Source organism: Acinetobacter sp. V91_7 (assembly GCF_031799075.1).
GTDB classification, from domain to species: domain Bacteria; phylum Pseudomonadota; class Gammaproteobacteria; order Pseudomonadales; family Moraxellaceae; genus Acinetobacter; species Acinetobacter calcoaceticus.
Genome location: NZ_JAVQNT010000044.1, coordinates 113,165 through 136,237 on the forward strand (window position 1 = coordinate 113,165; position 23,073 = coordinate 136,237).

A 23,073-nucleotide genomic window follows, 5' to 3' on the forward strand; every position below is an offset into this window, starting at 1 on the left:
TTTTATTACTGATCAAGATATTCAACTCAAATTTTGCAAAGAATCCCAAGCAGCTTTTGCCAAAATATTTTTATAAATTTTAGGGTTGGAAGGAACACGTTGTGATAACCACGCACGGCAATAATTTTCTGTAGACCCAATCACCAATGAAAGTAATAGCTCATGAGGTATAGATTTTAAAAACTCAGAATCTGCATAATTTGAAATTTCGCTAAAGATCTTTTGATTTCTTGATTTATTTTTCTGAACAAGACGTTCTTGGTCTTCACCTTGCATCACACTAAAACGAGCAGATATTAAAAATTTAGCAAACTCTGGCTGTTCACTTACCCAATCAATGTAACTATGAATAAAAGCATATAAAACCTCTTGAAGGGATTCTGTGCCCTCCAGATAGTCATCTCTTCGTGCAGCTTGGTCATCTAAAGCTGCAAAGAATAGAGTCGCAACAATCCCTTCTTTATTTTTAAAGTGATGATAAATAGCCCCTACACTACTGTCAGACTTCGCACGAATCATCTCAATGCTTGTAGTTTCAATTCCATTTTCTAAGAAACAAGACAAAGCATCTAATAAAATCTGTCTTTTTAAAGCAGCCCTTCTGCCTGGATATAAACGTTCTAATAGCTCTTGTGCAGATTGCATTGTTTGTTCCCTAACCAGTTATCGGAGATATTCTGAATGACTTGACTCGCTTTTGTAAACAGAATTATATTCTTTAACAGAACAAAATTCTGTTTTATTAATAATGGAGCTTTAAACCATGGCAACTACTTTAGAACTTTGGAACAAAGTGTCTACTTTCCCCAAAGGAAAATGGACTTTCTCATGCATGCTATGTTTAAAAGCACCTTATTTCGGCAGTATTTCACCGCTCTTTATCGATTTAAAACCTAATTATTGTGAAATAGCGATTAAGAAAAAGCGTTCTGTTCTCAACCATATTGGAACAGTTCATGCGATTGCGATGTGTAATATGGCTGAACTTGCAGGTGGCACAATGACAGAAGTTACGGTGCCTTCCACACATCGCTGGATTCCCAAAGGTATGACTGTCGAATATTTAAAAAAGGCAGAAACAGACTTAATTGCAGTTGCAACGCCTGTAGAAAAAAATTATGACTGGGATAAAGCTGGAGAATATTTAGTGAATGTAGAAGTCTATGATTCTCAGAAAGAGAAAGTCTTCCAAGCTGCGATTACCATGTGGATTTCTAAAAAGAAGTAATAAAAAAAGCCCTGAACAGATCAGGGCTTTTTTTATTTATTTTTTAAATGGTAAGGCATATTTCAAGATACGGCCAACCACCTGACCAAACTGTTTGGTCAAACTAGCGTTGTTATAGTTCAGACCATATTTTTTACATACAGCTTCAACTTTTGGAGCCATCTGGCGATAACGGCGTGCCGGAACATCAGGATATAAATGATGCTCAATCTGATGACTCAAATGTCCACTTAAGATATGTAGTGCTTCTGAACCTTTTAAGTTTGAAGAACCACGAATCTGGCGCATATACCAGTGGCCGCGGCTTTCGTCCTGTAAAACAGACTTTGGAAATACTTCTGCATCTTTAGTAAAATGACCACAGAAAATAATCGTAAATGTCCAAATATTACGAAGACCATTCGCAACCAGATTTCCTGTAAATACAGGTAAAGCTGCTGGGCCTGCAATTAATGGGAAAAAAACGTAATCTTTGAAGAGCTGAGTACCAATCTTTTTATTCACTGGTTTTAACTCTTCTAAAAACTTTGCTTTGGTCTTACGTTTGTAGAGAACACGACCAATTTCAAGGTTCTGAATGGCTACACCCCATTGGAACAATAAGCAAAATGGAATGCTATAAACCGGTTGAAGCAAGAAACCTGGTTTCCAACGTTGCTCTGGGAATAAGCGAAGCAAACCATAACCAATGTCATCATCTATACCTTTAATGTTGGTATAAGTGTGATGTTTATAGTTATGAGTTTGACGCCAGTTATCAGAAGTACCAACGGTATCCCATTCATAAGTTTGACCATTAAATTTAGGGTCGTTCATCCAGTCGTATTGACCATGCATGACATTATGACCCAATTCCATGTTCTCCATAATTTTAGAGAAGCCTAAAAGGCCTGTTCCTAAAATCCATGCTGGTGGGAACCAACCTGCAAACAAACATGCTCGGCCTAAAAAACTACTATAGCGAACTGCTGCATAGACGCGGCGGATATATTTTGCATCTTTCTCACCTAAATCATCCAATACTTCTTGTTTGATCTGATCGAGCTCTTTTGCAAATGCGTCAAGTTCTGCAGGCGTCAAATCTCGATTTTTAGGATTTTTAAAATATTCGACTTTCACTGGCATATTCATAAAAGTTCTCTCTTAAAGATCAATAACTAGATCAGATTGTGCTGAGTTCACACAAATTTTGAGTAATTGGCTTGGTTCGGTATTTTCGCTACCATTGAGTAAGTTACGTGTAGACCCTTGGGCTTTACTACAAACGCACTTATTACAAATTCCCATACGGCAACCATGTGTTGGCTTAAGACCTTCATGTTCCAGACTCACCAAAATTGATTCGCCTTTTGGAATTGCAATGACCTTATTAGACTGGGTTAATGTGACATTTACATAACCAACTTCAGCCGTACTATCACGAGTTAAGCTAAAAGCTTCTGTTAATACAGTCGGTGCTTTTTCAAAAAGCTGTTCCACTGTCGACACAAAACCTGAAGGCCCACACGCATATACGGTGCTGTTTTCTAAATCGTCTACTAATGATAAATGCTCTGGATTTAAACGCTCATCATTTGGTGTTTCTTGTGTATAAAAAATCTGATAACTAAAATTTGGGAATTGCTGTGCAACTTGTTCAAAATATTCAATAAAAGCGACATCAGAACGCTGTTTTACCCAATATAGAAGTTGTACTTGAACTTTATCTAACTGCTGACTCTGTTTAATTGCAGTGATTAAGCTCAACATTGGAGTAATACCACTACCCGCAGCCAGCATAATTAATTTTGGCGTTTTGATATTTTGTTGCATGTCGCCATAAGGTTGACCAAGCTCAAAAACATCGCCAATTTGGCTTTCAGTCATAAACCAGTTACTGACGATACCATCAGCCACTTTTTTAATCGTTAAACGTAAATGTTGTTCGTCAATTTGCGTCAAGCTATAAGTACGTTCATAACGACGACCTGCGATTTCAACAATGACAGGATGATGCTGACCAGCAACACCCATTTTTACTAAACGGTTGCATTTTAGCGTCAGGCTCACCATGTCATGAGCGAAAAATTCTTTTTTTACAATTTGAACAAGTCCATGTTTTACGGACCATAAAGGATTAACTTTTTGTAGCCAGAAGTTAGCCGTATCTCTATCAAAGATGGCTTGTGTCAATGAATTGAATAGAGAATTTCTCTTTTCGATTACGTGCATAGCTGGAGGCTCTATCGCTCTTTTTTAATTATTATACACATGTATATATATTTGTATATACACCTGTACTTTTAATTACAATTTCACAAGTTCACCTTCTTAAGGCTATAATCCTGACAGTTTATAAATATATTGAACAGCATGACCCAATCTTCACTTTCTCAGAGCCTGAATGACACATCTCGACAACAAGATGTCATTGAAATTAAAACAGCTACGCGTTCTGTAGGAAGAAAAGCGACGATTACTAAAGAAGAACTTTTTCAGGCTGCTCTGAATCTTATTGGTCCACAAAAAAGTATTGCTTCATTAAGTTTACGTGAAGTAGCACGAGAAGCCGGAATTGCGCCAAATAGTTTTTATCGCCATTTTAAAGATATTGATGAGTTAGCGATTTCTTTAATTGACCGAGCTGGTATTGTCTTACGTAAAATTATTCGCCACGCTCGCCTACGCGCATCCTTACAAGAAAGTATTATTCGTAGTTCTGTCGATATTTTTCTTCAGCAGCTCGATGCTGATGAGGGTAACTTAAGTTTATTACTACGTGAAGGCTTTACAGGCTCTGCCTCTTATAAAGCCGCAGTTGAACGTCAATTAAACTTCTTTCAACAAGAGCTACAAGAAGATTTAATTCGGCTGGAGCGCTTAAATAACAATCACCTCTACCACCCTGAACTTGTTGCAAAAGCAATTACTCAACTTGTGTTTCACATGGGCGCAAAAGCGATTGACCTTCCTATTGAGCAAAGGTCAGAACTTGCTGAGCAAACCATGATTATGATTCGAATGATTTTAGAAGGCGCACGTCATTTGGATGAAGCAAAAATTCGTTAAAATTATCTAATGAATGGCTTGTTGATGAACAGGCCATTTTTACATCTAACTCCTCTATTTTCCAATAAAAATATAATTCATCGATTGAAGCGAATAGCTTGCGAGAGTATAAATAATTACCTCATTTTTCTTTCTCCTATATTCCCAACGATCTCAGGGATCAACATGCAAAATTTGAATAATCGTCAAAGCCTGATTGCAAGCTACATTCTTATGGGCATCTTTTTGCTTTCGGTTATCCCATTACACCTATTAGCAAGTTTTTTTGCAGGCTTTCTTATTTATGAAATTATTATTAGCTTAAGCTCGGTTGTAGAACGTTATATTGATGGTCAAAGAGCACGTATTTTTATTAGTATTTTACTAAGTATTGTCACTATTTCACTTATTGGTTTTTTCATTACGAGTCTGATTAGCTTTGTTGTATATGATTTAAAAGGTGTCGGATTACATAGTATTAATACAAAAGTTGATCAAACTCTACTGCATTTACAAGCTGAAATTAGCAAATATCTTCCGGGTTATATTCCCGATAGCGTTACAGATTTAAAAGACGAAATCTTTGCATTTATGAAAGATAACGTGACCACATTAAAAAATGCCAGTTCTGATATTTTGCATAACTTCGTGACTATGGTGATGGGACTAATCATTGGGATTTTGGTGGCAATACATGGTTTTCACCGCCGAACCCCTCAGCCTGTTTTTAAATCTCTTCTGATTCAACGTATTCAAAAATTATCAATTTCATTTAAAAACGTTGTTTTTGCACAAATACAAATTTCAGCCATTAATACCCTGCTCTTTATTTTATTCGCTTTTATTTTATTACCGCTTTGGGGAGTCCACCTTCCTTTTGCCAAAACTCTCACTATTTTGACTTTTATGTTTGGACTGATTCCAATTTTAGGTAATCTTATTTCCAACACATTAACATTCATTGCTGCTCTTACTGTTTCACTCGGACTAGCAGGAGCAGCATTACTTTATCTCGTTCTGGTTCATAAACTTGAATATTTTGTTAACGCTAAAATTATTGGCCATAAAATCAATGCAAATGCATGGGAGATTTTATTGGCAATGCTGGTATTTGAGTCAATTTTTGGCTTAGGCGGTTTAATCGCGGCTCCAATTTTCTATGCATATTTAAAATTAGAATTAAAAGATGCTGGTCTCATCTAATTCAAAATCGATCTATAAAAAAAGCGCCCTCTAGGCGCTTTTTTTACTTTAAGTTAATTATGGCTTAACCACAACTAATACTTGAATTGCTTCTGGTGTAACAGTTAAACCATCCAGCAAGCTCAAGCCTTCTTTTTGCAACTTTTGTAAGCGTTCAATTTCATCTTGACGAATACTTGGATTGAACTGTTTTAAATAGGTTAAACGGTCAATTTCATATTGCCATTTATTACCATAGTGTTCTTTTGCTTGCTGCTGAAGCTGTGGCAAATCAACTTTCGCGATATCTAACGCTTGTTTATAACGTTCCTCAATGATATCACGGCGAGCTTTAACCACCTGACGACAGCTATTGCCATCTAAATGGTGTAAATATGGTTTTAAGATAGTCGGATCAATTTTCTCAGACAAATCTTGACCATTTTCGCTTAACAGTACACGAATTAATTGCTTAGGTAAGCTCGATGGTAGATTTAACGCCTTAGGTGCCACCACATCGACTTTAAACCATACTTCGATTAATACTGAACCCTGCTTTAACGCATTTGATTTGAGTACAGCAACATTAGTACTACCAAATGATTGCGTACGGATCATTTCCATTACACTTTCAATGAATGGATGCTCTAAAGTTAAATATTGGGCATCTTCGCGAAGCTGAGCCTGATCACGATAGAACGTTGCTGTCATGCCTTCTTCGTCTAGCGACAAACCTTGCACTTGCATTTGATCTGTTGGACGAATAATCACAGTACCGTTGCTTTGCTCATCAAAGTCGATATTGGTTGATGACATGAAACGCTTCACAAACATCGGAAGCGTTGTGTTGTCATCATAATCTTCTAATGCCTGAACAATCTCTTGCGCCACGATTGGACGACATGAGTTATATTCAAGTAAACGATCTCGCCCTGCTTGAAGTTCAGCTTCCAAGGCCTGACGTTGAACATTTACTTCTTCAAGCAAATCTTCAAATGTTTGACCTTGGTCTGCAAGCAAACAGTCTTTTAATTCAACAATAAAGTTTTCTTGCAACGTTTGTGCTGTTGGCGAAATATTGCTGAAAATATTAAGTGCTTCATTATACCAACGGAACATACGCTCTTGAGCTGTTCCCACAAGATATGGCACATGAATCTGAATACGGTTTTCTTGACCAATACGGTCTAAACGTCCAATACGTTGCTCTAAAACATCAGGGTTAGCTGGTAGATCAAATAAAATTAGATCACTGGCGAATTGGAAATTACGGCCTTCTGAACCAATTTCCGAACACAGTAGAATTTGTGCACCATAGCTTTCTTCAGCAAAATAAGCAGCTGCTTGGTCACGTTCAAGTAAGCTCATGCCCTCATGGAACATGGCAGTACGGATACCTGCATGCAAACGCAACACATTTTCTAAAGCTTCAACAACTGGCCCACTGCGCGCAATTAAAAGCACTTTTTTATGCTTGAGATCTTTGCGCAGAACTTCCATTACCCATAACACACGCGGGTCATTTTGCATCCATGAACCATCAATTTGTGCTTCTTCTGGCCACATTTGCTCACGTAATTTACCATCTTTTGACCAATCTTCTGGTGCTGGTAATGGTGCTGGCTGACAATCACGTCCAGGAAAGCCTTGAATGGCTTCACGTGTATTACGGAATAAAATACGTCCAGTACCGTGACGGTCTAATAATTCGTGAATTGCTCTAAAGCGCTGTTCAGGCTGGTCTTCAATACTATGCCCTAACAAGCCCTCTAAAGCAGATAAATGCTCAGGAGCTAAAGGTTGATCAGACATAAGCACTTCAGCAATTTTTGCAGTCTGCTGGTACTGAGTTTCTTCATCTAAGAAGCGCTCTAAACTACTAAAACGCTGCGGATCAAGTAAACGTAAACGCGCAAAATGACTTTCTACACCAAGCTGTTCAGGTGTTGCAGTAAGCAACAATACCCCAGCCGTATTTTCAGCTAGCTCTTCGATTAAATCGTAGCGGTCATTCCCGCCTTCTTCTTCGCTCCACATCAAATGATGTGCTTCATCAACCACGAGCAAATCAAACCCAGCTTCGATGGCTTGCTCACGCAAATCATCATGGTCAACCATTAAGTCAACGCTAGCAATAATGCATTGCTCAGTCAGGAACGGGTTAAGTTCAGGATCATGTTCTTTAATAGATGCGGTACGTGTTAAATCAAACAGAGAGAATTGCAAGTTAAAACGACGGCGCATTTCAATCATCCACTGATACTGTAGAGAATCAGGGACTAAAATAAGAATTCGTTCTGAGCGTCCGGTTTTAAGCTGTTGGTGGATAATTAAGCCAGCTTCAATTGTTTTACCCAAGCCCACTTCATCGGCAAGTAAAACACGAGGTGCAAAACGCTTACCAACTTCGTGTGCGATATAAAGCTGATGCGGAATTAAACCAACTCGCGCACCAATCATACCGCGTAGAGGGCTATTCTGCATTTGTGCTTGCATTAACATCGCTTCAATACGCAGGTCATACCACTCTTTATAATCAACCTGACTTGCAAGCAAACGATCTAGAGGTTTCGACAACTGAATTTGCGCACCGATACGTGTTTCGTTCAACGCTTTACGATCTTGCCCGCCATTTTCTAATGTACGAACCACGTTGTAACGCAAAACGCCATGTCGGTCTTCAACAGATTCAACAATCCACTTCTTGCCTTCCTGATCTTGAACTTCATCATTTGTGTTAAAGATGATACGAGATAGTGGAGCGTTATTACGTGCATATACACGTGTCTCATCACTTTTGGGGAATAAAATGCTGACAGATCTTTCATCTACATCAATAAGTACACCTAAACCGAGCTCAGTCTCTGTGTCTGATAGCCAACGTTGACCAATAGCATACTGCTGCAATTTTTCCACCTTTCTCTCAAGTTCGCACTACATATTGTACGATGCAAATTAGCTTATTTTTGCATCTTTTTATGTAGTCTTTAAAGCAAAATTTTGAAGCAAAAACCAATTAAATAACTTTGCTACAAAAAATCACGCATTAAAATTTTTTACATTAAAACGGTACAGGACAGTCAAAAGTTAATGTTTCTGCTGTGACAGGATGATTAAAACTTAACTGTTTAGCATGCAAACACAAACGCGGAACAAGTTGCTGCTCCGATGTTGCATACAGCGTGTCACCTACAATTGGATGCCCAAGATATTGCATGTGTACACGGAGTTGATGGGATCGACCCGTAATTGGTGTTAATTTCACACGCGTTACAGGTTGTCCCTGAATCTGAAAATTTTCTAGAACCTGCCAATGGGTTAAAGCAGGCTTATTGTGAGAAGCATCGACAATATGTAAAGGTGGTCGGCTTGGATCATAGATAACAGGAATATCTACTGTTCCCTCACCCTCTAAATGACCGGCAACTAGTGCTTCATATATTTTTGAAGTCTGACGGTCTTGGAATTGGCGTGCAATCGCACTTTGACCGCGCTTAGATAAACCAAATACCAAAATACCTGAAGTGTCTCGATCTAGACGGTGAATGAGCAAAGTTTTAGGCTCAATCGCAACCAACCTTGTCAGAACGCTATCATGTAAATCACCCTTACCCGGAACACTCAAGATGTCCGAAGGTTTATGAATCACCATAAAATCATCATCACGATAGATCAGATGTTCACTTAGAAAATCACTCAAAGTTGTATTCCCAAGGTAAGATGAAAAACAAGCGGGCAATAATAAAAAGCTTACGTCCGAATTACAATGCCGTTCGGGTAAATTAACAGCATAATTTGCAAATATTATGGCGCACGTTGGGTCTAGGATGAGTCAATACTTCAATAACTGCATAATATGTTGCAAGGTAGGTGCTTGCATCACCTCTTCAGCGCTCAGGCTTGCGCCGTTCGCACGCCATAGGTCGACTAGATAATTCACAGCAGATTGATTTAATCCATAGTTTCGTAAATCAATTTCAGGGTGAACCTCCATAGGATGTCGTCCAACCTGTTCAGCAATGGCCAATAAAATTCCTTTATCCGACAAAATATATTCAGACGGTGTACTTAAAGACCATAAGCGCATTAAGGTCTGTGTATTTAAATGTTTTATATGGTCAAAACTGATCTTTTCAACCCATTGGATATGCTGCTCTAGATTAGCCGCCAAGAACGCATCATTTACAATAGCTACATAATCGGTAATAGATAAAACAAGCTGCATGACCTGTTTAAAAAGAGGTGACAAATTGCCTACCATCACAACTTGGGCTTTACTATTTGCTGATAGTTGCTGACCAAGCTGCAACATGGTTTGTTGAAGCTGAGATGCATCAATAAAAATGACTGGAATTTCGAGCGCCTGCGCTCTTTTACTTAGCAATTCTAAATGATCGGCTAATGGCTGCCCTGCCCAATCCGGTAAAACTTTAAGTTCATTTAGTCCAATCATCAACAAAATACTTTGCGTAGACTCAATTGGCCAATTTGAAGTATTTGCTGCTAATTGGATTTTTCGAGGTAAAGGATAAAACATTGTTCTCTACAAATAAAAAATAGCTCAAATTAAAAAGCCCGTTTTAAACGGGCTTTTTTGCTTACTTCATTTCAGCGAATGTTTCTTTTGCAGCCTGAATCGTATATTCAATATCGTCATCAGAATGAGCAGATGAAATAAAACCTGCTTCAAATGCTGACGGTGCCAAGTTTACACCACGCTTTAACATGCCATGGAAGAACTTTTTGAAAGCTTCAATATCACATGCCAACATAGAGTCGAAGCTTGTAATATCTTCTTGATCGGTAAAGTAAAGACCGAACATTGCACCAGCTTGCTGAGTTTTAAATGGAATCCCCGCTTCATCAGCTGCTGCTTGTAAACCTGCAAGTAACTTTTCAAGTTGAGCTGATAAGTTGCTGTAAAAGTCTGGTTGACGTAAATGTTTGAACATCTCAATACCAGCACGCATAGCGAGTGGATTCCCAGATAAAGTACCTGCTTGGTATACGCCACCTAAAGGTGCGATGCATTCCATGATTTCACGTTTACCGCCAAATGCACCTACGGGTAAGCCAGCACCAATAATTTTACCTAAGGTCGTTAAGTCTGGCTTAACGTTATAAACTGATTGAGCGCCACCTAATGCAACACGGAAACCTGTCATGACTTCATCAATAATAAAGACAGATTTATATTCATCACACACATCACGAATGGCTTGTAAGAAACCGTCAATTGGTTTCACCATATTCATGTTACCTGCGACAGGCTCAATAATGACACCCGCAATTTCATGACCGAACTTGGCAAAGCACTCTTTTAATGCGGCAATATCGTTGTATGGAAGCGTTAAAGTGTGTTTAGCAAAGTCAACTGGAACACCTTTTGAAGTTGGTTCACCTTCACCTAAAGTGAGTAAGCCCGAACCTGCTTTTACTAACAGCGAGTCAGAATGCCCATGGTAGCAACCTTCAAACTTCACAATTTTGTCACGGCCAGTATAACCACGCGCTAAACGAATAGCCGTCATGGTCGCTTCTGTACCAGAGTTCGTCATACGTACCAATTCAATTGATGGCATGATTTCACAGATAATATCTGCCAACGTTGTTTCGTGTACGGTCGGTGCACCAAAACTTAAACCATCTTCTGCGGCTGTTTGTACTGCTTTAATAATTTCTGGATGAGCATGGCCCAAAATCATTGGTCCCCACGAACCAACATAGTCAACATAGCGCTTACCATCAACATCCCACAAATATGCACCTTTCGCTTTCTCGATGAAAACAGGTGTTCCTCCAACGCCATTAAAGGCACGTACCGGAGAGTTCACACCACCTGGAATGTGTTTGCTGGCTTGTTTAAATAACTGTTCTTGCTTTGGAGATAAACTCATGGAAATGCTCGTCTTAAATATCTAAAAAATAATTTTGAAAGCTTAAGAAAATAATTGTGCCCACGCCTGTACACGGGCAGGAATTTCAGCAGTTGATCGGCCTAATATATCACTAATGACGGCACACAGGTCAGCCCCAGCCTCAATCACAGGTTTGGAGTTTTCAACAGTTAAGCCGCCAATAGCACAAATCGGTAGATCATATTGAGCTGCTGCCTGCTTAATCACTTCAATACCCACATTACCTGCTTCAGGTTTTGTAGAGGTCGCATAGACAGCACCAAATGCAATATAAGTTGTACCATCTGCAATCGCCTTTTGGGCAAGCTCTAAAGAATTCAAACAAGTACGACCAATAATGACATTTTGTGGTAACTGAGATTTGGCATCGGTAATTTCACCGTCACTTTGCCCTAAATGCACACCTAAACCAAACTGAGCAGCCAGTTCTAGGTCATCATTAATCACAAAAGGAACCTGATATTTTTCACACAATAGTTTGATTTGCTCAACTTCAGCAGGTTGGTCAGTTTTTTCTATTTTTTTACGGCGGTACTGTAAAATTGCGACCTGTTTAGTTGCGAGCGCGACATCTAGTTTTTCTAATAATAATTGAATTGGGTCATCATTGGTAATCAGATATAAACCGCGCATACTCTACTCTTGCTTTAAAAAACTTCGCTAGTATAACGGATTTATAGGTCATCATAAGTACCGATTGATATGGGCTTACCAGTACCAATCGGTCTATTAAGAATAGAAATAAAAATTAACTTGGAATTTTATCGTGTTTGCGATCAGTCAAACTCAAACGACCACGTGCAACATCAGATAGCATTCGCCAATCAGAAATAAAGCTATAGAAAGGTTGTTTAAAACTCGCAGGTTTATTTTTTTCAAACACAAAATGTCCAACCCAAGCGTTTGCGTAACCCGCTACCAAACCATAGACTACATATTTGGCTTGTTTTTTACGAATTGCTTTCGAAAAAAAGTATATGCCTATACTACTACCCACCACATGTAAGCGTCTGCTCATGATGTTACGGTGTTCGGTTAAGTAAAAACGATAAAATTCCTGATAGTTTTTAATCGGCAATTCAAACTCTGGCTGAGCTTCATGGTTAAAGTTTATGGGTGCATTCACGATCATCTTCCTGATTTTTATTTGATCAAAACGTCACCTGATTGTACACCGAAATAAAAGCATAGCGTCATATGTTTGATTGTAACTTTCTCTATCAAAACCATTACTTTTAGTACTAAGCTATTATACTCATTCAAGATAGTTTAAATAACTGATTCAGGGAGATACATTATGGTTGAAGTTGAGCTTAAGTTTCAGTTACCTGAATCGAAGAAAAAATCTGTTCAACAATACTTAAAAAAGCATAAAGCACAGCAGATTCATCTACAGGCAAAATATTACGACACCCCCGATCGATTACTCGCAAAAAATGGCATGGCGCTACGTTTACGTAAAGAAAATGATCTTTGGGTCCAAACATTTAAAGCTGCTGGTCAAAGCCATTTACACCGTGTTGAAGAAGAAGTTTTTTTAGGCAAATGTGACCAAGAACCTGATTTAAACCTTGAGTTATATCAAGACAATAAAGTAGTGACTGATTTACTTAATACAGCCCTAGGTAAAGAAGCTAAAAAATTAAGTTTGCAATTTGAAACGGATGTACAGCGTACTTATCATGTGTTTGAAGCAGACAATACAGCGATTGAAGTTTGCCTTGATGACGGTGTAGTAAAAACCGCAACTGCTCAAAGCATAATTTGCGAAGTTGAATTTGAACTTAAACAAGGCGCAGTTAAAACACTTATTCAGTTTGCACAGCAATGGATTAATCGTTATACCCTTTGGCTCGATGTAAGAAGTAAAGCCGAGCGTGGTAATTTATTAGCGCTGGGGCAAGCGGCTTCACCCGCTGTTCATGCCAAAGCGCTAACATTAAATAAAGGTATTACTGCTGAACAGGCCCTCAAAAAGATTGTAGAAAACTGTTTAGGACAATTTTTACCAAATATGGCTGCAATTGCCGATGGCGTTGCCGAAGCTGAACATATTCATCAGGCACGTGTAAGTTTGCGCCGTTTACGTAGCGCACTTAAACATTTTTCTAGCTGGTCAAACGAGGTAAATCCTCTTTGGGAAGAACAAATTGCTGAGCTTTTCCGCCAGCTTGGAGACACTCGTGATGAAGATGCTATTCGCACCGAGGTGTTACCAATCATTAAGCAACACGGTTCACCTGAGCTTTTACTACCCGTTTCGGCACAGCCATTAAAAGAGCTCTCAATACTATTTACCTCTTCGGACACGATTAAACTATTACTCGATTTATTAGCATTTGCGTATTCAGAAGAAGATTCAAAGAACAAAACAGGTGGGTTAAAAAAACATATTAAAAAGAGTTTAGATAAGCTACATCATAAAGTGATCAGCAATGCTGAACATTTCTCTGAGCTTGAAGTCACTGAACAACACAAAATACGCAAGACAGCTAAGCAGTTACGTTATTGTGTTGAGTTTATTTCAAGTCTTTATCCTGACAAAAAAGTACAGCAATATTTAAAACAGCTACAACCTGTACAAAACACCTTAGGTCAATATAACGACTTATTTATTGCAGAAGGTATTTTCAATAAAATTGTCGAAAATGACTCGTCTTTCTGGTTTGCACTAGGATGGGTAAAAGCCAAACAGCCTCACTTACAAAAACGGTCCGCCAAAGCTTTACAAACTTTTAGTCAGGCTGAAACGTTCTGGTAATTTATAAAAAGTCGCTGTAAACGTGCAGCGACTTTTTATCTATACTTACCAAATACTTTCCATACACCATTATCTGCTAACGGGTCATTATAGCTATCACTACGTTGCTTTCTTGGCTTATCACGGGCATCGACCAATTTAAAATGTGGCTCTACCCCTAACACAATACCGTTGGTATAAAAACGTGAACGGGTATATTCACTTTGGCCATGTTGGAATACATAAGTTCTTAAATCGATAAACTCACGATGAGCCACCAGTGCAGCAGTATCGTCACTCTGCAACCATTCTTGCATTGTAAAAATCTGATCTGTTTCGAACTGCCCGCATTTTTCAATAAGACTTGCAACGCCGCGGAAAGTTTTAGACTCTTTCGCACGTGTTTTATTAATCCGAATTCGGTCTACATGAAAAAAGAACAAGGGTAAATTTAAATGACTTGGCAAATGAATGGCATCTGGTAATTCATCTTCCATAAAGGGTTGAAAAAGTTCTTGTGCCCTTTCAATTAGGCCTTGCCATTGTTGGTAATAAATTTCGACTTCTTGTTGTAAACCATAATAGATTGGCAGCCCTTCCACATGTTCTAAATATTGAGGCGGGAAAATATGCTGTCGTAATAAAGCGATATCCGTTTTTAAACTTTGAATAGCAATTGCATCTTGCATATTAAACCTCCCGATACTTAGGCTATTTACAGACTAAGGCAAAGGTTTTGTTTCCGCAAGGCTTTGCCTATAATAAGCAACTCTATTTTTGCGGGAATAAGTCATGTCTCAAAAGATCAATGCAACAGATGTTACTGAAGAAGAAGCTTTAAATGCGGTTTTCTTTGAGCGTGCGGATGAATTCATTAAACAGGCCAATGATTTTTGTCGCCCGCCAAAAGGTGAAAAACCAGATCCAGCCGAGCTGCGTGGTCAAGTGAGTGCAGCAATGTTGTTTGCAAGCGCCCGTTTTAACACATGGGTAGCAGCAAATAATTTTAAAGATGGCGATGAAATGCGTGATGCTAAAGATCAAGTCATGTCTTATCTTGTGCAACAATTTCAAATGATGCTTGAAGATAACTTTGATGAGTACTGTGAACAGTTCGAAAATTATTTACGTTTCCGTAAAAATGAAGATTTTCACGCGCATAAACATGATCATTAAAATGATTTAAATACCCAAATAAAAAGCCACAATTGAGTGGCTTTTTATTTAAAAGAAGACTTTATTTTTTTGCTGCCTGACCATATTGATCAGCCATTACCTCAACTAAATGTTCAGGTTTAATATATTTTTTAATTGCTGCATTTACATCAGCAACAGTCAGTTTAGTCAGATTTTGATCGTGTTTTACACGGTCCATTAATGTTTTACCTGACTCAAGCTGGAGATTTAACATCCCATGAATATTACGTTCATCCTCTAATGCCGTAACACGTTTCTTCATGATATCTGCTTTTGCAGCTTCAAGCTCTTGCTCTGTCACACCATTTTTCAACAAGTCATTCAATACTTTATGTATTGATGCAGAAACCTGCGCTGAGCGGCCCGAAGTATAATTTGCACTAATGCTTAAAGCACCTACATTAGTATCACGATCAAGCTGTAACCCACTTCCAAAACCATAAACCAATGCATTTTTCTCACGAAGCTCTTGAGCCAAACGTGATGAAATTTGAGACTCACCTAAAATATAGTTAAGTAAAATTAAAGCAGATGCATCAGGATGATTTTTTCCGACTGGTAGAGAGAGAACACTTTGGTAGCTACCAAACTCGCGTTGCTCAGATAAAACATGAACTTGCTGAGCTGGAAAATCAACATGATCAATCAGGATTTTTTGATAAGGCTGTTTACCATTCCAACGACCAAATTCCTGATTAAGTAATTTCTGCATTTTTTTCGGATCAAACCCACCCGTAATCGCAATCTGAGCGTGGTTCATAGCAAAGAACCGCTCGTACAACTCTTTCACTTGTTCTTGAGTAGCACTTTTCAATTGCTGCTTTGCCAACTCTGGTTCAAAGTGGTAACGCAAATCTCCCGGTTGATATTCTTCCAGTAAACGGGAAAGTGTTAAACCTGCTACAACATCCGGCTCAGTATACGGACGATCTAAACTAGATAAGCTCTGCGATTTAATCAAATCAAATTGAGATTGCTCAAATTTTGGATTTTTCATCACATCAAGAGCAAACTTAAAGAATTCATCAAATTTTTCTGATTTAGACTGAATATTAATGGTCATGCCATTACCATCAGCGCTCGCATAAGCGGCCCCACCCGCATCAATCGACTTATCGGCAATATCTTGCAAACTGTATTTATCAGAACCACGTAGTAATAAATATGAGGTTAAATCAACTACTGTACCTTTATTAAATAAAGATTTCTCTGTCCCGAAGTCCATCGTAATTGTGGCATAAGTACGATCATCACGTGTTTCAACTGGGAATAAAGCATACTTCATTCCATTTTTCAGCTTTCCACGAATAATCTTTTTCTCATTGCTTTCAACATATTGCTTAGAAGTTTTTAAAAACTCAGCGACTTCTTGTTGATACGCCTTCGGATCTTTTAAAGGCTCAGCCTTTGCTTCCACCTGATCTAAGGTTTTAGGCGCATCTTTTGAGTTTTGTTGTTGAGCTTTCTTCTGGTCTTCAGGTGTTGGCAAAATATCACCGTCAATACGATGCTCAGCAACAAGGAACAGTTTTAAAGTTTGATTTACTTCATCTAGCTTAACGTTTTTTACCGAATCTAAATCTTTAAAATATTGATCCCATTGCCCACCAGCAACAGTGTAATCACTCAAACGTGACCCAAGTGCTACCGCATCTTTGGTGATTAAGTCACCTTGGGTTTTCATTAAATTTTTAACACGATTTAATTCAACTTCAGTAAAAGGCTTTCCTTTTTCAATACCCGCTAGCAAAGAGCTTTCAACTTTTTTAGGATCATTACTTGGTGCATAAATAGCGCCTAGAAATACCACATTAAAATCTTGGTCTAACCACGTACTCGCATCAACATTTGTGGTAATGCCAGTTTCAACCATGTTCTGATATAAATGACCACTTGGTTGCATGGTATATAGCAAAGGAGCTAACGCTAGTGTTGGCTGAATTTTGGTGTTTTTTCCATTCATATAAATATGGAATTTAGCGAGATCGCTCCCCTTTTTCACCACAAACTGACGATTTTTTATTTTTGTAGAGTCGAGTACAGGAATCTGTACAGCCTTCGGAACTTCTCGTGCCGCGATTGGACTAAAATATTGATCAATTGTTTTTAAGACATCTGTTTTATCGAATTTACCCGAAACAACCATGACTGCATTATTCGGTGCATACCAGCTACGATAAAACTGGTTCAATTCAGGCATTTTAATAGATTTAAGCTCAGGCAAATCACCAATCGGTAAACGACCTAAATATTGATTGCCATAAGCCGATTTCCACATTTGGTCCATTAAAACAGCAAAAGGCTGATCCATACGGACTTCACGTTCACGCTTTACGATTTCAATTTCAGAAGGAACAAATTTTTCTTGTAGAACCAATTTATCCATACGCTCAGATTCAAGGTACAACACTTCATTTAGTGCAGTTTTTTCTGGACGAACGATATTGGTATATTTGGTTGAATAATAATCCGTACTCGCATTCGTCATCAATGTATATTGATCTAAACGGCGCTGGAATTCTTCCCCTTTAACATTCTTTGTCCCCTTAAAAGCCAAGTGTTCAAGCAAGTGAGCTAAGCCACTTTTGCCTTGCGGATCATTTAATGAACCTGTTAAATAAATGGTATTAATAAAGATTTTATTTTCTTTGTCATTCGGTGCAAGTACAATCCGAAAACCATTATCTAATTTATATTCCTCAATATTTTGCTTGCTTTTTACTAGTGTGGTTTGTGCCCAAGACGCAGCACTTAAACTAAGAATACATAGGGAGAGAGTCAGTTGTTTAAACTGCATAAACATATAAATACCAATTAATTTGAATAATAAAAAATCAATAGTTGTGGGACTATAGTAGGAAATTTAAGCTGACTTTCATAGTAAAGTTTTGAAAAAAAAGCCGTTTATTTAAACGGCCTTATATTTTAAAGAAAAATTTCAGCTTGCATATAAAGTTTCCCATATCCTGAAATTTCAATACGTTCTTCAGACAGAATATTGCAATATAAAATGCCTCCGCGGCTAGAAGCCTGATAAGCCACAATATTATTTTTCCCAAGCTTTTCTGCCCATAACGGGGCTATAGCAGTATGAATTGAACCTGTTACGGGGTCTTCATCAATACCTGCGACAGGTGCAAAATAGCGAGAGACACAATCATATTGCTGGTCTGTTTTTGATGTTATTGCAACATCCACATCATTTGCTGTAACAGCAGTACGTAACTTACCTAATTTTTTTAGCAAATTTATGTCTGGTTTTTCATCCAATACATCTTGAACTGACTCATATTCAACGACGTAGGCATAAGGATTTTGATAAACCGCTTTAAAAGGTTTGCTTAAAGCTTGACGTAAAATAGCCGGATAATCTTCAACTTGATGAGCTTTACAAATTGGAAAATTCATTCTAATTTTGCCGTCTTCATCTTGATGAACTATAAAAAGCCCTAAGTTTCGTACATGAAAATTAATCGTCTTTTTCTTAGTAAAATCTTTAAATATTACAAAAGCACTAGCAAGAGTGGCATGCCCACAAAAATCAGCTTCAACTGTTGGAGTAAACCAACGGATTTCATAATTTTCAGAGTCTATGATTTTGACAAAAGCAGTTTCAGACAAGTTATTTTCAAATGCTATCTTCTGCATTAAATCTGCATCTAGCCATTCTTTTTCAACAACCACAGCAGCCGGATTTCCACGAAATAACTCTTTTGTAAAAGCATCGACTTGATACATTTTCATGATATTCAACTCTTTTAAATTAACTCATTGTCTTCAATTTTTTTAAATATAAACAGACACAGATTTTTAAAAATTAGCATTACAGCCATTATTCACACATAAAAAAACGACCCAATCCAATAAGATTGAGTCGTCTCTTGCAGTTTATTAATGATGTGTTAATTCAATTTCATCTTCACTGTTTAATATTTCTTTATCTGTCTGGCCCATAAATTGACTGGTAACAACACCCGCAGTCATTGAACCATTTACGTTTAATGCAGTACGTCCCATATCAATTAATGGTTCAATTGAAATAAGAAGTGCAACCAAGGTTACAGGTAAGCCCATTGCAGGAAGTACGATCAGTGCAGCAAAAGTCGCACCGCCACCTACTCCAGCCACACCAATTGAACTTAAAGTCACAATACCGACTAACGATGCAATCCACATTGGGTCTAGCGTGTTAATTCCCATCGTTGGTGCAACCATTACCGCTAGCATTGCTGGATATAAACCAGCACAACCATTTTGGCCAATTGTCGCACCAAATGAAGCAGAGAAACTTGCAATAGATTCAGGAATACCTAAACGACGAGTTTGTGCTTCAATGCTCAGTGGAATGCTTGCAGCGCTTGAACGGCTGGTAAATGCAAACGTTAAAACTGGAGCAACTTTCTTAAAGAATTTAAGTGGAGAAACACCTGTAAGCGTCAAAATAATGGCATGTACGACAAACATAATCGCCAAGCCTAAATAAGACGCCACCAAGAAACCGCCTAAGTTTAAGATATCTGCTACGTTAGAACTTGCCACAACTTTGGTCATGAGTGCAAAAACACCATAAGGTGTAAGCGTCATCACTAAACGAACAAGCTTCATTACCCAAGACTGTAAAGTCTGGATTGCAGTTAAAATACGCTGACCTTTTTCTTCATCATCTTTCATTAAGTTGAGTGCTGCTATACCTAAGAACACGGCAAAGATAACCACACTAATAATTGAAGTTGGGTTGGCACCAGTTAATTCAGCAAATGGATTACTTGGAATAAAGGAAAGAATAAATTGCGGCACACTTAAATCGGTAACTTTGCCTACATAATCTGTATTAATGGCAGTTAAACGTGCAGTTTCAGCAGCACCTTGTACCAAGCCTTTTGCCGTTAAGCCAAACAGGTTAGTAACAAATACCCCTACGAGTGCAGCAATCAGCGTTGTAAATAGTAAAGTACCAATCGTGTAAAAACTGATTTTGCCTAAAGACGATGCTTGGTGTAATTTTGCAACCGCTCCCAAAATAGACACAAATACCAAAGGCATAACAACCATTTGTAAAAGTTTTACATAGCCATTTCCAACGATATTAAACCAGCTAATAGATTCAGCAAGAATCGGATGGCCACCGCCATAAATCAAATGTAGTCCTAAGCCAAACACCACACCTAGAATTAAGCCAGCCAGAACTTTTTTGGATAAGCTCCAGTCCGTTTTACGTGTTTGGGCGAGTAAAAATATTAACCCGACAAAAACCACAATATTGATGATTAAGGGTATATTCATTCCCAAACTCCAAATTATTGCTTGTGTCATCTTTCAAGGGGGCATATTTGACCATAGCCGGCCTATATAAACTACCCTTTTCAACAATTTTATAGCATCAAGATGATTACAAACCTGCGTGAGAATATAAAATGACTTTTAAATACATATATATCACTTTTAATTTATAAATTACGTAAGATATTTATGTATAAAAATCAGCCTCTACCTAAGCAACCTTTAATTCAAATTGTTGCTCAATAAAATAAATAAATTGCTTTAAATTGGTTCCCCATGTTTCTGGTAACTGGGCAACTAAATATGTAGTGAAAAAAGCAGATTCCGTATTTAGGCCAAAACAATTGACGGACACTTTATCCGCAACTTTTGCCAGATAAGACTTAGGTAATAAAGCAAAACCAACACCCAATTCTACACAACTCACAATACCGTCCAGACTCCCCATTTCCATAATTTGCGAAGGTGGAATACTAAAGTCATTCAAGAAAAGCTCTATGGCATGTCGATATGAACAACCTTGCCGAAATGCTATAAACCTTGTTTTTGCAAGAGTTGCCATGTCTGGAAAGCTCTCTTGTTGCTTAGGGCAAACCAGAACCAGCTCTTCATGCCACACTGGAAAACTATATAACTCAGGAATGGAATGTTTAGATGCTACAAACGCACAGTCCAATTCACCCTGATGTACAGCATTTAATAAATAACGTGTCGGATGAGTTTGGAGCTCAATAGGTAAAGTAGGATATTGCTGCATACATTGATTGAGTAACTGCGGCAAACGTATTGCAGCTGTGGTCTCCATACTTCCAAGTCGGATTGATTCAGCAGGATCAATTCCACCTTCTTGAAAGATTTTTTTAGCTTTATGGTGTAGTGCAAGCATTTGAACGGCATAACTATGTAGCTGTTGTCCTGCATTGGTTAGCGTCACTGGGTTATGGCGATTTAATAAAATCACCCCCAACTCTTCTTCAAGTTTTTTTATATGGCTCGTGATATTCGATTGAACGGTATACATTTTTTGTGCAGCCAATGAAAAACTTCCACTCTCTGCGACCGCCAAGAAAAACTCTAGTGACTTTAATAACATTACACTATCTCAAAATAAGATAATCATCATCTTATTAAATCATTTTTAATGATCACAAAACTAGCTTTTAATAATAAAAAAATTGAGAGCCTTCTCATGTCTACGTTTTATCGAATGAGCTTACTTGTCTTTTTGGCAACTTGTTTGGGTATTGGAGTGTTCAGATTTTCCTATACTGCGCTCATGCCCATCATGATTGAGCAATATCACTGGACCCATGATTTTGCCAGCTTCTTAGGGAGTGCAAATTTATTGGGATATCTCATTGGTGCCTTATTGGCGTTATTGAGTATTAAAGAAAAGTACATCCCATCCATGATCGTACTCTCAACTATTGCCGGTAGCCTCAGCCTCCTATGCTGCTCATTCATGGATATGCCTCTGGCATGGTTCATTTTCTGGCGTACGATTTCTGGTATTGCTGGCGGCTTACTTATGATTTTAGCCCCGAGCTTTGCCATGAAATACATTCCTACCACGCAAAGATTAAAAGTTAATTTTTTAGGATTTAGCGGGATTGGCGTGGGTGTGTTATCTGCCACCATTATTATTCCTGTACTTAAAAATATACCTGTGCATTATGTTTGGGATATTTTTGCGGGCATCTCCATATTAGGAAGCGTACTGCTTTATCAATTATTAAGTCGTAATACTGCTCAGGTGATTAAGCCTAATTCTATAAACCTGCAAGCCTCACAAAAATCACGTTTAGGTCTTGTCATTATTATTACCTATATGTGCAGTGCCTTTGCTTATATTCCTCACTCTCTATTCTGGATGGATTATTTATCTGGAACTTTGCATTTCTCATTAGAGCAAAGGAATTTATTTTGGGTTCTCTATGGAGCAGGAAGCTGCATTGGTGCATTTGTCGCTTATTGCTTAAGCAGAATAATAGGATATTTACACACCATTAAATGGTTATATGCCATTTATTGTCTAGCTGTTGTTTTACCTTTCTTTTCCCAGACCACTTCTTTGCTCGCTTTATCTTCCCTTCTTACAGGATTGCTGACTCCCGCAACGGTGTTTATTAGCTCTTATAGTCTGCTACAGATTTATGAACAGCGTTATCAAAAGCTATGGAGTCTGGCCACGATTGGGTTTGCTAGCACTCAGCTTTTAGGTGGTGTCGTCATTAGTACTTTGCATCATTTGCATTGGTCTTATGCACATCTCTTTCTTCTGGGTGGAATCGTTCTACTCTTTGCAGTTTGCCTTTTACTTCCTGTACGTCCTACTTACATCTCAACTCTCGGAGAAACCGAATCATGAAATCTCTGTTCTTCCCCCTATTTTTAATTGCCTTTGTTCTGATTATTCAGGCCCTAGATCAGAGTTATCAAAAGAAAGTCGGTATCACGAAGACCACTAAGCACCCTGAATTTTTGCAATAAAAAAAGCCCTC

The 23,073-nt window shown here is 38.2% G+C and carries 21 protein-coding genes; 7 read left to right on the plus strand and 14 right to left on the minus strand.

Going from position 1 to position 23,073, the window contains the following annotated elements; genetic code table 11:
* Positions 1 to 21: 21 nt before the first annotated feature.
* A complete protein-coding gene (locus tag RMB03_RS18680; protein WP_311077230.1) occupies positions 22 to 645 on the minus strand; it encodes a TetR/AcrR family transcriptional regulator in 624 nt (207 codons plus the stop codon).
* A 118-nt stretch (positions 646 to 763) separates the two neighbouring features.
* On the opposite strand from RMB03_RS18680, the gene RMB03_RS18685 reads away from it, so the two are divergent.
* Positions 764 to 1,228, plus strand: coding sequence for a hotdog fold domain-containing protein (locus RMB03_RS18685; RefSeq protein WP_311077231.1), 465 nt, complete (start codon positions 764 to 766; stop codon positions 1,226 to 1,228).
* A gap of 36 nt (positions 1,229 to 1,264) precedes the next feature.
* Here the strand turns inward: RMB03_RS18685 and RMB03_RS18690 are convergent, their stop codons facing one another.
* A complete protein-coding gene (locus RMB03_RS18690) occupies positions 1,265 to 2,359 on the minus strand; it encodes an acyl-CoA desaturase (protein WP_004643597.1) in 1,095 nt (364 codons plus the stop codon).
* A 12-nt stretch (positions 2,360 to 2,371) separates the two neighbouring features.
* The gene (locus RMB03_RS18695) at positions 2,372 to 3,439 is read right to left on the minus strand and encodes a ferredoxin reductase (protein WP_311077232.1); all 1,068 of its coding nucleotides are present in this window, start codon (positions 3,437 to 3,439) and stop codon (positions 2,372 to 2,374) included.
* A 141-nt stretch (positions 3,440 to 3,580) separates the two neighbouring features.
* Between RMB03_RS18695 and fabR the strand changes: the two genes are divergently transcribed.
* Complete coding sequence (gene fabR, locus RMB03_RS18700) at positions 3,581 to 4,276, plus strand: HTH-type transcriptional repressor FabR (protein WP_005038992.1); 696 nt, start codon at positions 3,581 to 3,583, stop codon at positions 4,274 to 4,276.
* Between the two features lie 165 nt (positions 4,277 to 4,441).
* Complete coding sequence (locus RMB03_RS18705) at positions 4,442 to 5,458, plus strand: AI-2E family transporter (protein ID WP_231762795.1); 1,017 nt, start codon at positions 4,442 to 4,444, stop codon at positions 5,456 to 5,458.
* Between the two features lie 57 nt (positions 5,459 to 5,515).
* Here the strand turns inward: RMB03_RS18705 and rapA are convergent, their stop codons facing one another.
* The 6 genes from rapA to RMB03_RS18735 form a co-directional block, all read right to left on the minus strand.
* Positions 5,516 to 8,353 (minus strand): RNA polymerase-associated protein RapA, encoded by a 2,838-nt coding sequence (gene rapA / locus RMB03_RS18710; RefSeq protein ID WP_311077233.1) that lies wholly within the window; start codon positions 8,351 to 8,353, stop codon positions 5,516 to 5,518.
* Positions 8,354 to 8,498: 145 nt separating this feature from the next.
* The gene (locus RMB03_RS18715; protein ID WP_311077234.1) at positions 8,499 to 9,137 is read right to left on the minus strand and encodes an RluA family pseudouridine synthase; all 639 of its coding nucleotides are present in this window, start codon (positions 9,135 to 9,137) and stop codon (positions 8,499 to 8,501) included.
* A 132-nt stretch (positions 9,138 to 9,269) separates the two neighbouring features.
* Complete coding sequence (locus tag RMB03_RS18720; protein WP_311077235.1) at positions 9,270 to 9,974, minus strand: acyl carrier protein; 705 nt, start codon at positions 9,972 to 9,974, stop codon at positions 9,270 to 9,272.
* Between the two features lie 61 nt (positions 9,975 to 10,035).
* Positions 10,036 to 11,334 carry a glutamate-1-semialdehyde 2,1-aminomutase gene (gene hemL / locus RMB03_RS18725; protein ID WP_311077236.1) on the minus strand — a complete coding sequence of 433 codons (1,299 nt, stop codon included), beginning with the start codon at positions 11,332 to 11,334 and terminating at the stop codon, positions 10,036 to 10,038.
* Between the two features lie 42 nt (positions 11,335 to 11,376).
* Positions 11,377 to 11,988: a thiamine phosphate synthase gene (gene thiE, locus RMB03_RS18730; protein ID WP_311077237.1), complete on the minus strand. Its 612-nt coding sequence runs from the start codon at positions 11,986 to 11,988 to the stop codon at positions 11,377 to 11,379.
* Between the two features lie 115 nt (positions 11,989 to 12,103).
* Positions 12,104 to 12,487, minus strand: coding sequence for a DUF962 domain-containing protein (locus RMB03_RS18735; protein WP_231762792.1), 384 nt, complete (start codon positions 12,485 to 12,487; stop codon positions 12,104 to 12,106).
* Positions 12,488 to 12,652: 165 nt separating this feature from the next.
* Here RMB03_RS18735 and RMB03_RS18740 point away from each other — a divergent pair, with 165 nt between their 5' ends.
* The gene (locus tag RMB03_RS18740) at positions 12,653 to 14,116 is read left to right on the plus strand and encodes a CHAD domain-containing protein (RefSeq protein ID WP_311077238.1); all 1,464 of its coding nucleotides are present in this window, start codon (positions 12,653 to 12,655) and stop codon (positions 14,114 to 14,116) included.
* Positions 14,117 to 14,151: 35 nt separating this feature from the next.
* Here RMB03_RS18740 and RMB03_RS18745 read toward each other — a convergent pair whose 3' ends face one another.
* Positions 14,152 to 14,784, minus strand: coding sequence for a hypothetical protein (locus RMB03_RS18745; RefSeq protein WP_003650404.1), 633 nt, complete (start codon positions 14,782 to 14,784; stop codon positions 14,152 to 14,154).
* Between the two features lie 103 nt (positions 14,785 to 14,887).
* Between RMB03_RS18745 and RMB03_RS18750 the strand changes: the two genes are divergently transcribed.
* Positions 14,888 to 15,271, plus strand: a complete 384-nt coding sequence (locus RMB03_RS18750; RefSeq protein WP_004643612.1) for a DUF3144 domain-containing protein — start codon at positions 14,888 to 14,890, stop codon at positions 15,269 to 15,271.
* Positions 15,272 to 15,332: 61 nt separating this feature from the next.
* Here RMB03_RS18750 and RMB03_RS18755 read toward each other — a convergent pair whose 3' ends face one another.
* The 4 genes from RMB03_RS18755 to RMB03_RS18770 form a co-directional block, all read right to left on the minus strand.
* A complete protein-coding gene (locus RMB03_RS18755) occupies positions 15,333 to 18,095 on the minus strand; it encodes a pitrilysin family protein (RefSeq protein WP_311077239.1) in 2,763 nt (920 codons plus the stop codon).
* 122 nt (positions 18,096 to 18,217) lie between these two features.
* On the minus strand, positions 18,218 to 19,036 hold the full coding sequence (locus RMB03_RS18760; protein ID WP_311077240.1) for a PhzF family phenazine biosynthesis protein: 819 nt from the start codon (positions 19,034 to 19,036) through the stop codon (positions 18,218 to 18,220).
* A gap of 147 nt (positions 19,037 to 19,183) precedes the next feature.
* Positions 19,184 to 20,575 (minus strand): L-cystine transporter, encoded by a 1,392-nt coding sequence (locus RMB03_RS18765; protein ID WP_004643616.1) that lies wholly within the window; start codon positions 20,573 to 20,575, stop codon positions 19,184 to 19,186.
* 208 nt (positions 20,576 to 20,783) lie between these two features.
* Entirely contained in the window at positions 20,784 to 21,665 is an 882-nt protein-coding gene (locus RMB03_RS18770) for a LysR family transcriptional regulator (protein WP_045429716.1), read from the minus strand.
* 48 nt (positions 21,666 to 21,713) lie between these two features.
* Between RMB03_RS18770 and RMB03_RS18775 the strand changes: the two genes are divergently transcribed.
* Positions 21,714 to 22,940 (plus strand): YbfB/YjiJ family MFS transporter, encoded by a 1,227-nt coding sequence (locus RMB03_RS18775; protein ID WP_311077241.1) that lies wholly within the window; start codon positions 21,714 to 21,716, stop codon positions 22,938 to 22,940.
* Entirely contained in the window at positions 22,937 to 23,062 is a 126-nt protein-coding gene (locus RMB03_RS18780; protein WP_017391875.1) for a hypothetical protein, read from the plus strand. Before RMB03_RS18775 ends, RMB03_RS18780 begins: the two co-directional genes overlap by 4 nt.
* Positions 23,063 to 23,073: the final 11 nt, after the last annotated feature.

What these genes read in the sequence shown, in the direction of transcription:
- RMB03_RS18775 (WP_311077241.1), top strand. Translation starts at nt 21,714, where the DNA reads ATGATCACAAAACTAGCTTTTAATAATAAAAAAATTGAGAGCCTTCTC.
- RMB03_RS18755 (WP_311077239.1), bottom strand. Translation starts at nt 18,095, where the DNA reads ATGTTTATGCAGTTTAAACAACTGACTCTCTCCCTATGTATTCTTAGT.
- RMB03_RS18705 (WP_231762795.1), top strand. Translation starts at nt 4,442, where the DNA reads ATGCAAAATTTGAATAATCGTCAAAGCCTGATTGCAAGCTACATTCTT.
- RMB03_RS18690 (WP_004643597.1), bottom strand. Translation starts at nt 2,359, where the DNA reads ATGAATATGCCAGTGAAAGTCGAATATTTTAAAAATCCTAAAAATCGA.
- RMB03_RS18735 (WP_231762792.1), bottom strand. Translation starts at nt 12,487, where the DNA reads ATGATCGTGAATGCACCCATAAACTTTAACCATGAAGCTCAGCCAGAG.
- RMB03_RS18770 (WP_045429716.1), bottom strand. Translation starts at nt 21,665, where the DNA reads ATGTTATTAAAGTCACTAGAGTTTTTCTTGGCGGTCGCAGAGAGTGGA.
- RMB03_RS18780 (WP_017391875.1), top strand. Translation starts at nt 22,937, where the DNA reads ATGAAATCTCTGTTCTTCCCCCTATTTTTAATTGCCTTTGTTCTGATT.
- RMB03_RS18765 (WP_004643616.1), bottom strand. Translation starts at nt 20,575, where the DNA reads ATGAATATACCCTTAATCATCAATATTGTGGTTTTTGTCGGGTTAATA.
- RMB03_RS18695 (WP_311077232.1), bottom strand. Translation starts at nt 3,439, where the DNA reads ATGCACGTAATCGAAAAGAGAAATTCTCTATTCAATTCATTGACACAA.
- hemL (WP_311077236.1), bottom strand. Translation starts at nt 11,334, where the DNA reads ATGAGTTTATCTCCAAAGCAAGAACAGTTATTTAAACAAGCCAGCAAA.
- thiE (WP_311077237.1), bottom strand. Translation starts at nt 11,988, where the DNA reads ATGCGCGGTTTATATCTGATTACCAATGATGACCCAATTCAATTATTA.
- RMB03_RS18740 (WP_311077238.1), top strand. Translation starts at nt 12,653, where the DNA reads ATGGTTGAAGTTGAGCTTAAGTTTCAGTTACCTGAATCGAAGAAAAAA.
- RMB03_RS18760 (WP_311077240.1), bottom strand. Translation starts at nt 19,036, where the DNA reads ATGAAAATGTATCAAGTCGATGCTTTTACAAAAGAGTTATTTCGTGGA.
- RMB03_RS18685 (WP_311077231.1), top strand. Translation starts at nt 764, where the DNA reads ATGGCAACTACTTTAGAACTTTGGAACAAAGTGTCTACTTTCCCCAAA.
- RMB03_RS18750 (WP_004643612.1), top strand. Translation starts at nt 14,888, where the DNA reads ATGTCTCAAAAGATCAATGCAACAGATGTTACTGAAGAAGAAGCTTTA.
- fabR (WP_005038992.1), top strand. Translation starts at nt 3,581, where the DNA reads ATGACCCAATCTTCACTTTCTCAGAGCCTGAATGACACATCTCGACAA.
- RMB03_RS18745 (WP_003650404.1), bottom strand. Translation starts at nt 14,784, where the DNA reads ATGCAAGATGCAATTGCTATTCAAAGTTTAAAAACGGATATCGCTTTA.
- RMB03_RS18680 (WP_311077230.1), bottom strand. Translation starts at nt 645, where the DNA reads ATGCAATCTGCACAAGAGCTATTAGAACGTTTATATCCAGGCAGAAGG.
- RMB03_RS18720 (WP_311077235.1), bottom strand. Translation starts at nt 9,974, where the DNA reads ATGTTTTATCCTTTACCTCGAAAAATCCAATTAGCAGCAAATACTTCA.